Source organism: Micromonospora coxensis (genome assembly GCF_900090295.1).
Lineage (GTDB): Bacteria > Actinomycetota > Actinomycetes > Mycobacteriales > Micromonosporaceae > Micromonospora > Micromonospora coxensis.
Window position 1 is genome coordinate 4,519,907 of sequence record NZ_LT607753.1, and the last position, 14,650, is coordinate 4,534,556.

The window sequence follows — 14,650 nt, forward strand, 5'->3', positions numbered from 1 at the left end:
CGTGCCCGGCCGGGCGGTGGGTGGAACACCATGGGTGCGTGACACCCATGGTGTTCCACGGTCGGTCAGGCGATGCGCCGGACGCGGCGGACGGTCAGGTAGAGCAGGACCACGGCGAGGGCGACGAAGATGCCGGTCTCGATGCCCTGGAACAGCCAGAACCGGTCTTCCGGCTGGTAGAGCTGCCAGTTGTACGCGCCGGGCTGCAGGCCCAGCTCGGCGCCGCAGGCCCGGCCGTCCGGCGCCTTGCCGCCGGGCGGGCAGATGATCCGCGCGCCCTCCGCCACCATCGTCCCGTCGGCGTTCCGGATGCCCCGGCCGAGGATCCAGTCGCCACGGCCCATGTCCGCCTCGGTGGATCCCTCGATGGGGAAGGTGAGGGTGCGGGCGGGCTGGTAGTGCGGTCGGGCCAGGAGCGCCACCGCCGCCCGTACGCCGATGAACCCGGCCAGGGTGATGCCCATGGCGGGCAGCATCCGCTTCGACACGGTGCCGGCGAAGATGCCCAGGGCCACGGCGAAGAGGGTGTACCCGATCGGGACGACACCCTGGAGGTCGAAGACGATCATGCCGAACCGGCCCTCGCGCGCGGCCTGGGTGAGCGGCTCGACCCACCACGACATGCCCAGCCCGTAGCCGACGGCGAGGGCCGTCGCCGCCGTGCCGACCAGCCCGAACTTCACCAGCGCCCAGCGGCTCCGAGCGATGCCCTGGGTCCAGGCGAACCGGTGCGTGCCCTGCTCCACCTCGCGGGCGACCAGCGGGGCGCCCCAGAACAGGCCGACCAGCACCGGCAGGGCGAGCAGCAGCACGGCCAGCAGGTTCAGGTCCGCGTACTCGTTGGTGAAGCGGTAGAAGCCCGCGTCGCAGGTCTCGCTGGTCGCCGCCGTCCCGCCGTCGGCGAGCCGGCGTACGCACTCCGCCAGTCCGAGGTCGGCGAAGGTGTGCCGCATCGACAGGCCGATCGGCACCATCAGGGCGGCGAGCGCCGCGAATCCCAGCAGCGTGAAGAACGCCTGTCTGCGGTGTTGCCGCCAGGTCAGCCAGATCATGCCGGCACCCCCCACTCGCGGTGACTGGTCTGCGTGACCCCGTCGGCCAGGTAGGCCAGGACGACGTCCTCCAGGCCGACGTCGCGCACCGTCCAGCTGGGATCGGTGACCGGGCCGTCGGTGCGGACCAGCAGCGTGGACTGCCGGTCGGTGTGGCTGGCCCGGACGACCCCGGCGACGCCGCCGATCGGGGCGTCGTCGTGCCGTGGGCCGACCAACTGCCGGTGCGCGGCGACCAGGTCGTCGACGACACCGGCGAGCTGCACCCGGGCGGAGTTGAGCACGATCAGGTAGTCGCAGACCCGTTCCAGGTCGGCCAGCAGGTGCGAGGAGAGCAGCACGGTCGTCTCCGACTCGGCGACGCTGCCCATCAGTGACTGGTGGAACTCCCTGCGGGCCAGCGGGTCGAGGCTGGCGACCGGCTCGTCGAGCAGCAGCAGTCGGGGTCGCTTCGCCAGCGCGAGCGCGAGCGCGACCTGGGCGCGTTGGCCGCCGGAGAGCTTGCCGACCGGCAGGTGCGGTGGGATGCCGAGTTGGGCGAGCCGGTCCCGCGCCAGCGCGGCGTCCCAGCGCCGGTTCATCCGGCCACCGAGGTGGACCAGTTCGGCGGCGGTGAAGTCGCGGTACAGCGGGGTGTCCTGGGCGACGAAGCCGATCTCCGGCAGGATCCCGGGGTTGTCGTACGGCGCCTCGCCGAAGACCCGCACCGTGCCGGCGTCCGGTCTCAGGAGGCCGACCGCCAGGTGCAGCAGGGTGCTCTTGCCCGCACCGTTGGGCCCGACGAGAGCGGCGACGCGTCCGGCGGGCAGCCGCAGCGTGCAGTCCCGCAGTGCCCAGCTCCTCCCGTAGCGTTTGCCGAGCTGCTCGGCCTCCAGCACGATCTCCATTCGCTGTCCTCTCATTCCGCTCGTGCGGTCTCGTCGCGCGACGCCTCGGCGGCGAGTGCGGCCCGCATGGTGGTCTCGACCAGGGCGGTGACGTCCTCCGGGGCGAGCCCCGCAGCCCGGGCCCGCTGCACCCAGGCGACGAGCTCCTCGCGCAGCTCGACCTGGTTGGCCAGGGGCGCGTCGGCGAGGCTGCGCCGGACGAAGGTGCCCACCCCGGGGCGGCCCTCCACCAGGCCCTCGATCTCCAACTCGCGGTACGCCTTCAACACCGTGTTCGGGTTGATCGCCAACGACTGCGCGACGTCGCGGACCTTGGGCAGCTGGTCGCCCGGCGTCAGCAACCCCACGCGGAGGGCCTGTTTGACCTGCTGAATCAGCTGCACGTACGTGTTCACCCTGGACCGGCTGTTCAGCACGAACTCGATCACCCAGGACCAACCCTTCTATTGTCCTACGACAGTAAGACTATAAGACAGGATGGTCCGACGGGGCCCCTGCCGGCGGCAGCCCCCGACGCCCGGGGCGAGGCGGGCCGGTCCTGGGTGGAGAGCGCACCGAACCCGCCCCTCGGGCGAGGGACGGGTTCGGGCGGCGGGTGGGACGGGGGTCAGCCGACGGCGGCGTCCAGGATGTCCAGACCCCGGTTCAGCTCCTCGTCGGAGATGACCAGCGGCGGCAGGAACCGCAGCACGTTGCCGTACGTGCCGCAGGTCAGGGTGAGCAGGCCGGCGGCGTGGCAGGCCGCCGAGACGGCCGCCGCCGCAGCCGGGTCGGCCGTCAGCGTGCCCGGCCGGACCAGCTCCACGGCGAGCATCGCGCCGCGCCCGCGCACCTCGGCGATACCCGGGTCACGGGCGGCGATCGCGCGCAGCCGGTCACCCATCACCCGCCCGATCCGGCGTGCGGCGGCGGCCAGGTCCAGCTCGTGCATGGTCTCGATGCTCGCCAGCGCCGCCGCACAGGCGAGCGGGTTGCCGCCGTACGTGCCGCCGAGGCCGCCGACGTGCACCGCGTCCATCAACTCGGCCCGGCCGGTCACCGCCGCCAGTGGCAGCCCACCGGCGATGCCCTTGGCCAGGGTGACCAGATCCGGCTCGACGCCCTCGTGCTGGCAGGCGAACCAGTCGCCGGTACGGCAGAAGCCGGTCTGGATCTCGTCGGCGACGAACACCACGCCGGTGGCGGTCGCCCACTCGCGCAGCGCCGGCAGGAACCCCGGCGCGGGTACGACGAAACCGCCCTCGCCCTGGATCGGCTCGATCAGCAGCGCGGCCACGTTCTCCGCGCCCACCTGCTTCTCCACCGTCTCGATCGCCCGGGCCGCCGCCTCGGCGCCGGAGAGACCGCCGTCGCGCAGCGGGTACGACATCGGCACCCGGTAGATCTCCCCGGCGAACGGCCCGAACCGGTGCTTGTACGGCATGTTCTTCGCGGTCAGCGCCATGGTCAGGTTGGTCCGCCCGTGGTACGCGTGGTCGAAGACCACCACCGCCGGCCGGCCCGTGGCGTGCCGGGCGATCTTCACGGCGTTCTCCACCGCCTCGGCGCCGGAGTTGAACAGCGCCGAACGCTTCTCGAACGTCCCCGGTGTGAGCAGGTTCAACTGCTCGCACACCGCCACGTACGACTCGTACGGGGCGACCATGAAACAGGTGTGGGTGAAGCGTTCGACCTGCGCCTTCACCGCCTCGACCACCCGGGGGGCGGAGTTGCCGACGTTGGTGACCGCGATGCCGGCGGCGAAGTCGATCCACTGCCGGCCGTCGACGTCGGTGAGGGTGCCGCCCGCGGCCCGGTCCACGTAGTACGGCACGACGCTGCCGACGCCGCGGGCGACCGCCGCGCCACGCCGCTTGTGCAACTCCTCCGACGACGTCACGGTGTGCCTCTCTCGTTCGTGGCCGTCCGGCTCGGCTCCCTCGTCGCGCGCACGGCTCAGCCCTCGATGTGGTGCATGACGTGCTTGATCCGGGTGTAGTCCTCCAGGCTGTAGACCGAGAGGTCCTTGCCGTGCCCGGAGTGCTTGAAGCCGCCGTGCGGCATCTCCGAGACGAACGGGATGTGGGTGTTGACCCAGACGCAGCCGAAGTCGAGCCGGCGGGTCATCCGCATCGCCCGGCCGTGGTCCTTCGTCCAGACCGAGGCCGACAGGCCGTAGTCGACGCCGTTGGCCCAGCGCACCGCCTCGTCCTCGTCGGCGAAGCGCTGCACGGTGATGACCGGGCCGAACACCTCGTCCTGGACGATCTCGTCGGCCTGCCGGACCCCGGAGACGACGGTCGGGGCGTAGAAGTACCCGCGCTCGCCGAGCGGTGAGCCGCCGGTCTCGACGTTCGCGTGGTTCGGGAGACGGTCCACGAAGCCGCGTACCCGGGCGAGCTGGTTGGCGTTGTTCAGCGGGCCGTAGAGGACGTCGTCGTCGGGCGCGCCCGTCTTCGTGCCGCGGGCCTGCTCGGTGAGGGCGGCGACGAAGTCGTCGTACACGCCGGGACCGGCGAGCACCCGGGTCGCGGCGGTGCAGTCCTGGCCGGCGTTGAAGTAGCCGCCCACCGCGATCGCCTCGGCCGCCGCCGCGACGTCCGCGTCGTCGAAGACCACCACCGGGGCCTTGCCGCCCAGCTCCAGGTGGGTCCGCTTCAGGTCGGGCGCGGCGGCGGACGCGACCTCCATGCCCGCGCGGGTCGAGCCGGTGATCGACACCAACTGCGGGGTCGGGTGCGCCACCAGGGTACGACCGGTGTCCCGGTCGCCACAGACCACGTTGAACACCCCCGGCGGGAAGAACTCGGCCGCGATCTCGGCGAGCAGCAGCGTCGACACCGGCGTGGTGTCCGACGGCTTGAGCACCACCGTGTTGCCGGCCGCCAGCGCCGGGGCGATCTTCCAGACCGCCATCATCAGCGGGTAGTTCCACGGGGTCACCTGCGCGCACACCCCGATCGGCTCCCGCCGCACGTAGGAGGTGTGCCCGGCCAGGTACTCGCCGGCCGAACGCCCTTCGAGCAGGCGGGCCGCCCCGGCGAAGAAGCGGAACTGGTCCACCGCCGGGGGCAGCTCCTCGTCGGCGGTGAGCTGGCGCGGCTTGCCGGTGTTGCGCACCTCGGCGTCGACCAGCTCGGCCGCGCGCGCCTCCACCGCGTCGGCGAGCTTCAGCATCGCCCGCTGCCGCTCGGCGGGAGTGGTGTCCCGCCAACTCTCGAAGGCGGTGGCGGCGGCCGTCATCGCCGCGTCCACGTCCGTCGCGCCGGAGACCGGCGCCTGGGCGAACACCTCCCCGGTGCACGGGTCGATCAGGTCGGCGTACCCGCCGTCCACCGGGTCGACGTACTCGCCGTTGATGAAGTTACGGAGCTTCTGCTGGTCGCTCATGGGGGTGACTCCGAGGGTGGCCGGGGGATGGTCAGCGGAGGTAATCGCAATCTGTCTGCCATCTTGGCTACTGAATTCGCGGCAGACAAGGCCCATGGCGACTGTTTCCGTGCGGGTGGGGAGTCGTCTACGCTGCCGACGTGGAGCCGAGAGCCTTCTATGTCGCCGGCCGGGAAGTCCACGGCGAGGGCGAGCTGACCGTCACCCACCCGTACGACGGCCGGACGGTGGGGCGTACCACCCTCGCCACCGCCGACCAGGTCGAAGCCGCCGTCGCGGCGGCGGCCGGCGTGGCGGCGGAGGCCGCGGCCCTGCCCGCGCACGCCCGGGCGGCGGCCCTGGACCACGTGTCCCGCCGGCTGGCCGAACGGGCCGACGAGGTCGCGGCGCTGATCACCGCCGAGAACGGCAAGCCGGTCAAGTGGGCGCGGGCCGAGGTGGGACGCGCGGTGTCGACGTTCCGCTGGGCGGCGGAGGAGGCCCGCCGCTTCTCCGGAGAGCTGCAACGCCTCGACACCGACCCGACGGCGACCGGACGGATCGCCCTGGTGCGGCGGGTGCCCCGAGGGCCCGTGCTGGGCATCGCCCCGTTCAACTTTCCGCTCAACCTGGTCGCGCACAAGGTCGCCCCGGCGATCGCGGTCGGCGCGCCGATCATCGTCAAGCCGGCCCCGGCGACCCCGCTGTCCGCGTTGCTGCTCGGGGAGATCCTGGCCTCCACCGATTTGCCGGCGGGCATGTTCTCGGTGCTGCCGCTGCCCAACGAGCGCGCCGCCGAACTGGTCACCGACCCGCGCCTGCCGGTGGTGTCGTTCACCGGATCCGGCCCGGTCGGCGCGGCGATCCGCCGCTCCGTGCCGGAGAAGCACGTCACCCTCGAACTGGGCGGCAACGCGGCGGCGGTGATCTGCGAGGACTGGGCCGCCGACGAGGACCTCACCTTCGCCGCGCACCGGATCGCCACCTTCTCCAACTACCAGGCCGGGCAGTCCTGCATCGCCGTGCAGCGGGTGTTCGTGCACGAGTGGCTCTACGACGGCTTCCTGCCCCGGCTGGTCGCGTCGGTGCAGGAACTGCGCACCGGCGACCCCACGTCGGAGTCGACCGACGTCGGGCCGCTGGTGTCGGAGGACGCCGCGCGCCGGGTCGAGGCGTGGGTGGACGAGGCCGTCGCCGCCGGGGCCACCATCGAGGTGGGCGGCCGGCGCGACGGCGCCACCTACCCGCCGACCGTGCTGTCCGGGGTGCCGGCCTCGGCCAAGGTCTGCGCCGAGGAGGTCTTCGGGCCGGTCCTGGTGGTCGCCCGGGCCGAGACCGACCGGGCGGCGTTCGCCGCGGTCAACGACTCGGCCTACGGGTTGCAGGCGGGAGTCTTCACGCACCGCCTCGACGTGGCGTTCGAGGCCGCCCGGGTGCTAGAGGTCGGCGGGATCATCGTCGGCGACGTGCCGTCGTACCGGGCCGACCAGATGCCGTACGGGGGCGTCAAGGGCAGCGGGGTCGGACGCGAAGGGCTGCGCAGCGCGATGGAGGACTACACCGAGCCGCGGGTGATGGTGCTGACCGGGATGCGGTTGTAGCTTCCCCGCCGGGGGTCACCAGGTGCCGTCGTCGTGGACCCGCCGTGGGGTGAGGCCGAGCAGCAGCGTGGTCAGCGCGGCGTCGACGTCGTCGCCGAGGAACCACTCGCCGGCCTGGTCGAGGGCGAAGATCCTGCCCCGCTCGTCGACCGCGAGGATGCTGTCCTGACGCTCCGAGCCGATCGGGAAGAGCCGGACGCCGAGGACGGCGCCGAAGTCGGCGAGGGTGTCGGCGGTGTGCGCGGCTCGTAGCGGATTGGTGTCGAAGAGACGAACCCACACCTCCCGCCCCGGCCGCCGGCGGAACGTTCCGATCGCCGGGAAATCCAGGAAGACACGTTCGGCGGCCGGAAACGGCTCATGCCGATGCGTCCGACCTGCCACCTCGCATGTTTCGGCGATGGCACCCTCGGCCATGGCCCAGTTCAGGGGATTCTGATCCCAGCCCGCATCGGCGAGGGCTTGGGCGACCTCAGGTGGGAAGCGGTCGGGATCCGGAATCTGCCGGTCGAGCGCAGGAGGCTCCGTGATTGCTCCTAGCTCCCCCCACGGGAGGGGGCCGAGACGGACAAGAGCCGTCGTGCACGACTCGCACAGGTTTTCCGTCCTGCCAGCGGCCGGATCGCCGGATTCCCGGACGCGGAAGACCTCCAGCCTGCCGTTGGCCAGCAGCCCCCGGGCTTCCTCGGTCGTCAGTGGAGGTTGGCCGGCGGCGGCGCGGCGGTGGTCGTACTCGTGGAGGACGTCGGAGACGACGATCAGCTCGGCGTGACGGTCCCCGCCCCGGACCAGATGCCCGGCCGGCAGTTCGTCCAGGTAGGCGCGGACCAGCGGGTGGTGGTGCAGCTCGACGTCGCCCTTGGCGCCCTGGGCCACGTACGTCCGGCCGTCGACGGTCAGGTGGGCGACGGTGGCCGGAGTCGGCAGCCGGCGGATCTCGCGGAGCAACTGGCTCGCCGGATCGACGGTGCGCGGCGCGGGCGTGCCGGTGGGGCGACTACGGCGGTACATCTGCTCGACCGCGGTGGCCGGCACCCGGGGCCAGGTGGAGACCTCGCCGGTCTCCTTGTCGACGACCGTGGTGGGCAGGTCACCGGGGACGGTGTCGACCTCCGGCGCGACGACCGACCTGATGACGTAACCCAGATCGAACTCGTCGACCCGGGGCCGGCATTCGTACCCCAGGCGCTCGGAGTCGCGGCGGGCCCACACCGTGGCGAGTTGCTCGGCCTGCTGGCGATCGATCACGAGGCAGAAACTACCGGACCCCCACGATTCCGTGGCGCCCGGTATGGTTCGCCTGACTGAACGTGACCGGGGGAGGGTGGCGTTGGCCGAGAGTGTCGACCGGGACGCCAATCGCGCGCTCCGGGCGCGGTTCGAGGAGATCCACGGGCAGTACCAGCGGCTCCGGTCCGGTCTGGACGAACTGCAGACGAAACTGGCGCAGCTGCGGGTCACCGAACGCTCCGACGACGGTCAGGTGACCGCGACCGTGGGAGCGCGGGGCGAGTTGATCTCGGTGGAACTCCATCCCAGCGTCTTCCACGACCGTGACGCCAAGGCGCTGAGTCGGAAGATCACCCTGACGGTGCACCGGGCCACCGCGACGGCCGTCGCCACCACCCAGGACCTCGTCGCCGGCTACCTGCCGGCCGGGTCGGGTTCGGTGGAGTTCCTGCGTACCGGTGATTTCGGGGCGCTGCTCGGCCGGGCCGACGCGGTGTTCCGAGGCGAGGGGGAGCGGCGTGGCTGAGGGACAGCTCTGGCTCGACCCGGACCGGGCCCGCCGGGGAGGCAAGGACCTCCACCTGGCCGGCGAAGCGGTCGGCAGCCGGCGGCGGGAGGTCGGCGGCCGGATCGCGGCGGCGAGCGCCCAGCGGCCCTGGGGCCGCGACGACATCGGGGCCGCGTTCGAGAAGAGCTACCGGGGCTACGAGGAGACGCTGTTGCGCGCCTGGGAGGGCCTCGGTCGTTCGCTGGCCGGACTCGGCGCGGACGTGGTCACCTCCGTCCAGGCCACCGTGGACACCGACACCGCGAGCGGCCGGCGCTTCGACGGAGTCGCCGGCCGGCACGACTACCGGCGCTGACCTGCGGAGGACCAGGCGTGAGCATCCTGCCGAGCCCGATCCCGCATCCGCTCCAGTACAGCCCCTGGGACCTGCCGGGCTGGGTCTACGAAGCCTTCGACTGGATCATCGGGGTGGAGTGGCCCGAGGGCGACGAGCGTGCCGTGTGGGAACTCGCCGACCAGTGGTACGCGGTGGCGTCGACGCTGACCGGGCCCCGCGACGACGCGATCACCGCCGCCGCCGAGGTCCGCAGCGGGTACGGCGGCGTCGGTCTGGTGGCCGAGGCGTTCGACACCGCCTGGCGGCGGGTGGCCGAGGGCGACGACGCGCCGCTGGCCGTCCTGCTCGCGGTGAGCAACGACCTGGGCCGGCTCGTCGAGGAGTGCGGTTGCGACATCGAGGGCGCCAAGCTGGAAGTCTGGATCGAGCTGGGCATCCTCGTCGTCGAGCTGATCGCGCTGGCCGTGGCGGCGGTGCTGACCGCCGGGGCGGCGTCGCCGGCCGCCGCAGCGGCGATCACCGCCACCCGGGTCCTGGTCCAGCAGATCTTCAAGCGCCTGCTGGCCCAACTCGCGAAGAAGGAGCTCAAGGCGGGCCTCAAGGAGGCCGGGGAGCGCGCCGCCAAGCAGGTGACCAAGGACGGCATGCGCGGGCTCGGCAAGCGCTCCCTCAAGGGCGGGCTGGAGGAGGCGGCGGAGGAGTCCGGGATCAACCTCGCCACGCAGGCGTACCAGAACACCACCGGACGACGCGACGGCCTGGACATGGCCGACCTGGGCGCGTCGGCCGTCGGTGGCCTGGCCGGCGGTGCGGTGGCGCCCCTGGCCGGGTTGGGACGGCACGCCCAGGGACGCGGCGGGCGCATCGCCGAGCACTTCGGCCGGGAGATGACCGGCGAGACGATGGCCGAGGGGGCGGCCAGCCTGGCCACCGGCCAGGGCGTGCTGTCGCCGGAGGACGCGGCCCGGGCGGCCGTGTCCGGCGCCACCGGCTCCGCGACCGGTCAGGCGGACGCGACACTGCGTGCCCGCCTCGACAGCCAGTTGGGCGCGCTCGCCACACCCGTCCCACCGATGGACCTGCCGCTTGCGCCGCCACCGGCGGTGACGACTGGGGGCGAGGTCCCCTCTCCTCGAAGCGCGAGCGTCGATGCGGGCACGTCCGCGCCTGCCGTGTCGAGTGCAGGTGGCACGGTCGTGGGCGTTGCCGACAGCCCCATGTTCGCCACCCAGTCGGGCCCGGTCGCTGCGACTACGAGTGGCGCGTCGCCCGCTTCGGTCGGGGACACAGGATCGACGGCGGCCCTCGCCGCGTCGACCGGCGCTGTGGTTGCCGACGGGGCTACCGGAAGCAACTCCAGCTCTGCCAGCCCAACGCTGTCCTCGGTAGCGGTCGAGCGTCCGCCGTCGCTCCCGCACCCGCCGGCCGATGTGCCGGCGACGGCGGGTCAGTCGACCGTCCAGCCGACAACGACGGCAACCATGGCGACATCCGGCCCGGTTACCGTGTCACCGTCCGCCCCCACGATGGGACTTGGCAGCGCAGGGACATCCGTGTCTTCGGCCGGATCCGCCAGTGGGGTGGTCGGCGCCACGTCCTCGGCCGGCAGCACGCCTCTCCTCGATTCGCAGTACGGTCGCGCCGGGACGGCGGCGCCTCACACACCGGTGGCGGCATCCCACCCCACCGCCTCGACCGTTGCTCCGCCCTCCACTCCACGGCATCCATCGGAATTCGGTGCGGATCCGGCCCCGATCCCGGGCGGCGCGGCGACGGAGCGAAACAGCGACGACAGCACGGCGCGGAAACCGAGCCGCTTTCCCGAGTTGGAGGCGCTGGCTCCCAGGACGGCCGCACCACCACCGTCCGACGTGCCGCCTCCTGTGTCGCCATCGCCGAGCAACGGCGGTGACGAGCTCCGCCCGAGGACACCCGAGTGGTATGCCGCCAAGTGGGCCGCAGAACGTGAGGCGCTGGAGCGGCGCCGCTACCAGGGCTACTTCGAGTCGCAACGCGCTTGGTACGAAGACAGGCGGCGGCGGGACCTGGGCGCACATCTTCTGCAATCAGCAAGTCACTATCTCGACCGAGCACGATGGTTGAAGCATCGCGCGCGCCAACTGCTCGAGGCGGGCCTCTCGCTCCGTGCTGAGCACATGTTCGAGGCCAGTAACGTCGCGGAGCGGGAATCGTACGAGTTCACCGACTGGGCGGACGCTGTCCGGGACGGCAGGGTCGTGCCGGAGCAGGTCGTCATTGACGATCCGGCCGACTTCCAGCGACTCAACGACGACGTGGCGGAGCTCGCTCTCGGTGCGGTGGAGACGAGTGACTGGTCGGCGTTGACCTGGGACGACCATCCACCGCCGATCGACCGTTCCCGCCCCTACGGGCGGTGGGGCGGTCTACGGCCGCCGCTGGCGTTGCACCAGACCGACCTCGAGCGGGCGATGCCGCGTAACGCAGACGGCAGCGTGGTCCGTACCGCCGATCCCCGCGAGGGCGGGTGGTTCGCGCTCGCCAACGACGGAGGGTCGCAGGCGGATCCCACCCGGGGCATCAACTGCCTCGACTGCACGCTGTCGCTCTACGACACCTGGGTGCACGGCCGGCCCCGCGTCTCCGCGCCGCGCACCTTCGACGGCTACACCGACGGCGACATCTCACGGCCGATCATGGGCGAGCAGGGCGGTCCCGGTCGGGTGGAGGAGGTGACCGGCGGGCGCTTCCAGCGGCTCCTCGCGATCCCGGATGACGAGGAGTGGAGCCCGAACCTGACGCGTCACGTCGTCGACCGCCGCTTCGACGACCTGCAGCACCAGTTGCAGCTCGGTGGCCACGGAAGCTACGCCTTCCTCATCACCGAGTGGGAGGGCGGAGGTTCGCACGCCTGGGTCGCGGTCAACCAGGACGGCACCATCCTCTATCTGGATCCGCAGAGCGGCGCGGTCCGTGACCAGCCGCTGTACGGGCATGCCGGGGTGGCCCACGAGGACAACGTGGTCGGCATCGACGTGTTGGTGCTCGGTGGGGACGGGCGACCGATGCCGCTGGACGGGTTGGCCCGTGGCCGGTTCAGCGCCCTGCCGGAGCTGCCCGACCATCCGTCGGCGCCGGACGAAGCGGTGAGGGCGGGCGACCCGTACCTGAACCGCCCCGCCGGACCGACAGGCGCGGCTGCCTCATCGAGTGAAGAGCGCGACGGATCCTCTGCATCAGAGGCTCCTCATGGCAGTGCTGCGGATCCGATGGGGCTGCTTTCCGCAGCCGACCGCGCCGTGCTGACCGAACTGCATCAACGTGCCGGGAGTGTTGCTGAAGCGGTCGAAGCTCGAGTGGCAGCCGTCTGTGACCGCATCAGTGCCGCGCAGGGTGCCAGTGGGTGGGTAGAGATGAGGGACCAAGAGCATCGGCTGAAGTCTCTGCACTCCCTCGCCCGTAAGTTTCTCGATGAGGCGGCCGTCTTCGGGATTGCGGCGGAGGAGTTCGGCAGCGAGGTGAACGATGTGCTGCGATTCTGCCTGGTGTTGCCCAGTAAGGAACATTACGCTGTCGCTGTTGATCGAGTGTTGGATGAGTTGCGGCGCGACGGCTTCTCCGTCGACGACCGAGCTTGCAAGAACTTCTGGCGTGCAGGGAACCGCTTCTACGGCTTCAACTGCACCGTGCGATCACCTGAGGGGCAGGTGTTCGAGTTGCAGTTGCATACAGAGTCATCAAGGGCCGCATGGCTGCAGACGCACCACGCTTATGAGGTCTTGCGCCGTTCTGACAGATCTCCGGTGGAGAGGCTGGAGGCTCTACTGGAAATGCTTGCGGTCAACAGGCGGGCAGGTATGCCTGACGAGGTGCCCTTGCGGTTGGACTCGAAATTCCCGACGAAGGACGGTAGCTTCGCCAAGTGGATCAGTGTCTACCCCGAGACGTGGGCGGCCTATCGTCGTGCTCTGGAAACGGCCGGATCGAGGTTTGTGGACGTGGTTGGTCGGTTGGGGTTGACGGGGCACGACTTTCCGATCGCGCCCGAGTTGGAGCATCGAATGGAGCGGTCTGATGTTGACCTACTACGTTCTCTACCGTGACGAGGAGAGGGTCAGGCCCTCTGGGTTGTTTGTGGTTGACGAGATCGGAGGGCATGCGGTCATTTGGGACCACCGCCAAAAGTCTTGGTCATATAATCCTGACCTTGCTTTCCGTTTTTTGGCTGACTATCGGAACCTGGATCGGCTTCAGCCCGTGGAAAGAGCTGCCATGGAGGCAGTTGCGGTTGATGTGACCGGCGGTTCACCCCTGCCTAAGTCGGAGGATATTGAGCGAACGTTCCGGCAGGCGGGCGAGGGTTAGACCGGTCTCGAGCTTCGCACCCGCTCATTCGGCTGGCCGAAATGCTTCCCAGCTGCGAAACTCGAGAATTCCTGTGCCATCTGAGCGGGATGTGGAGGGAACCGGCTTGCGCCGGCTGCATAGGGTGAAGCGATGGCGGAAAGCGAGGTCATGAAGCGGCAGCTCGCCGCCGGAATGGCATTTTTCGGCATCGTCATTGGTCTGGCCATGTGTCAGGACGCCTCAGTAGCGGCCTTCGGAATCACGATCAGCATCGTCTCCGCTATGGCCCTCGGCGCCATGCGAAGGGGCGGTGCGGTGAAAAGCGGGTCTGGGGCGGTGATGTGACACTGTGAAAGGCGATCCAGTCCGTCGAAGCGATATGGAGGTGTCCGGCATGGCGGGACACCACGACATGCGCGAACCGGAGCGGAATGACCAACACGTACCGACAGAGGTCGGTGGCAACGAGCAGCCACCGCCAACAGCGATGGGTCAAGGCCAGCGTCAGATCCAGGACCAAGTCCACAACCAGCCGCGCACCGTGGCCGAGGCGGTGGCCGTGCAGGATCGGTTGCGACCGCTCACCGACCTGACCGGGCCGGGCCCGCGCCGCCCCGCGACCGTAGCCGGCCTCGACGTGGCGTACGCCGAGAGCGGTGACCTGCTGGCGGCGGCGGTGACCGTGCTCGACACCGCGACGTTCGCCGTGGTGGACCAGGCGGTCAGTGTGGGACGGCCGGCGTTCGGGTACGTGCCGGGGCTGTTCGCCTTCCGGGAGATGCCGGCGCTGCTGGCCGCGCTGGACGGGTTGACCATCCGCCCCGAGCTGCTGGTCTGCGACGGGCACGGGCTGGCCCACCCGCGTCGGTTCGGGCTGGCCTGCCACCTGGGTGTGGTCACCGGGTTGCCGGCGATCGGGGTGGGCAAGACGCCTCTGGTCGGGGAGTGGACCGAGCCGGCGCGGGAGCGGGGCGCCAGCACTCCGCTGGTGGACCGGGGCGAGACGGTGGGGCGGGTGCTGCGTACCCGCGACGGGGTGAAGCCGGTCTTCGTCAGCGTCGGGCACCGGATGAGTCTCGACAACGCCGTCGACCAGGTGCTCGCCCTCACTCCCAGCTACCGGCTGCCGGAGACCACCCGGACCGCCGACCGGCTCTGCCGTGACGCCCTCGCCGCAGCCCTGGCATCCGCCGCCTTGCCGGCAGCCGGACCGGTCGGCACCGGCCCCAGCCGGGTCGACACCATCGCCGGCAGTGGACCGGGCGACGCTGCCACCGGCGAGGGCGACAGCGGCGCAAGACCGGGCGACACGGGCGACACGGGCGAAGGAGCAGGCAGCGGGCCGGGCGACCCGAGTCGAG

The 14,650-nt window shown here is 71.1% G+C and carries 11 protein-coding genes and 1 pseudogene; 6 read left to right on the forward strand and 6 right to left on the reverse strand.

Annotated features, from left to right (window positions below; all coding sequences use genetic code 11):
- Positions 1-65: 65 nt before the first annotated feature.
- From GA0070614_RS20735 to GA0070614_RS20755, 5 genes are all read right to left on the reverse strand, one after another.
- Positions 66-1,052 carry a transporter gene (locus GA0070614_RS20735; protein ID WP_088979554.1) on the reverse strand — a complete coding sequence of 329 codons (987 nt, stop codon included), beginning with the start codon at positions 1,050-1,052 and terminating at the stop codon, positions 66-68.
- Positions 1,049-1,939, reverse strand: a complete 891-nt coding sequence (locus GA0070614_RS20740) for an ABC transporter ATP-binding protein (RefSeq protein WP_088977526.1) — start codon at positions 1,937-1,939, stop codon at positions 1,049-1,051. The genes GA0070614_RS20735 and GA0070614_RS20740 overlap by 4 nt, the downstream gene beginning before the upstream one ends.
- Positions 1,940-1,950: 11 nt before the next feature.
- The gene (locus GA0070614_RS20745) at positions 1,951-2,367 is read right to left on the reverse strand and encodes a GntR family transcriptional regulator (protein WP_088977527.1); all 417 of its coding nucleotides are present in this window, start codon (positions 2,365-2,367) and stop codon (positions 1,951-1,953) included.
- Between the two features lie 179 nt (positions 2,368-2,546).
- Positions 2,547-3,818 (reverse strand): 4-aminobutyrate--2-oxoglutarate transaminase, encoded by a 1,272-nt coding sequence (gene gabT, locus GA0070614_RS20750; RefSeq protein WP_088977528.1) that lies wholly within the window; start codon positions 3,816-3,818, stop codon positions 2,547-2,549.
- A gap of 56 nt (positions 3,819-3,874) precedes the next feature.
- The gene (locus GA0070614_RS20755; protein ID WP_088977529.1) at positions 3,875-5,308 is read right to left on the reverse strand and encodes a gamma-aminobutyraldehyde dehydrogenase; all 1,434 of its coding nucleotides are present in this window, start codon (positions 5,306-5,308) and stop codon (positions 3,875-3,877) included.
- Between the two features lie 140 nt (positions 5,309-5,448).
- On the opposite strand from GA0070614_RS20755, the gene GA0070614_RS20760 reads away from it, so the two are divergent.
- Positions 5,449-6,888: an aldehyde dehydrogenase family protein gene (locus tag GA0070614_RS20760; protein ID WP_088977530.1), complete on the forward strand. Its 1,440-nt coding sequence runs from the start codon at positions 5,449-5,451 to the stop codon at positions 6,886-6,888.
- A gap of 15 nt (positions 6,889-6,903) precedes the next feature.
- On the opposite strand, the gene GA0070614_RS20765 is transcribed toward GA0070614_RS20760, so the two are convergent.
- Positions 6,904-8,136, reverse strand: a complete 1,233-nt coding sequence (locus GA0070614_RS20765; protein ID WP_172892470.1) for an SUKH-3 domain-containing protein — start codon at positions 8,134-8,136, stop codon at positions 6,904-6,906.
- A 76-nt stretch (positions 8,137-8,212) separates the two neighbouring features.
- Here GA0070614_RS20765 and GA0070614_RS20770 point away from each other — a divergent pair, with 76 nt between their 5' ends.
- The 5 genes and pseudogenes from GA0070614_RS20770 to nfi form a co-directional block, all read left to right on the forward strand.
- Entirely contained in the window at positions 8,213-8,644 is a 432-nt protein-coding gene (locus GA0070614_RS20770; RefSeq protein WP_331715091.1) for a YbaB/EbfC family nucleoid-associated protein, read from the forward strand.
- Positions 8,637-8,981 carry a hypothetical protein gene (locus tag GA0070614_RS20775; RefSeq protein WP_088977532.1) on the forward strand — a complete coding sequence of 115 codons (345 nt, stop codon included), beginning with the start codon at positions 8,637-8,639 and terminating at the stop codon, positions 8,979-8,981. Before GA0070614_RS20770 ends, GA0070614_RS20775 begins: the two co-directional genes overlap by 8 nt.
- Positions 8,982-8,998: 17 nt before the next feature.
- Positions 8,999-13,045, forward strand: coding sequence for a toxin glutamine deamidase domain-containing protein (locus tag GA0070614_RS20780; protein ID WP_088977533.1), 4,047 nt, complete (start codon positions 8,999-9,001; stop codon positions 13,043-13,045).
- A gap of 394 nt (positions 13,046-13,439) precedes the next feature.
- Positions 13,440-13,634, forward strand: coding sequence for a hypothetical protein (locus GA0070614_RS20785; protein ID WP_088977534.1), 195 nt, complete (start codon positions 13,440-13,442; stop codon positions 13,632-13,634).
- A 142-nt stretch (positions 13,635-13,776) separates the two neighbouring features.
- Positions 13,777-14,466 (forward strand): annotated as a pseudogene (gene nfi, locus GA0070614_RS20790) (deoxyribonuclease V); the annotation flags it as partial.
- Positions 14,467-14,650 lie beyond the last annotated feature (184 nt).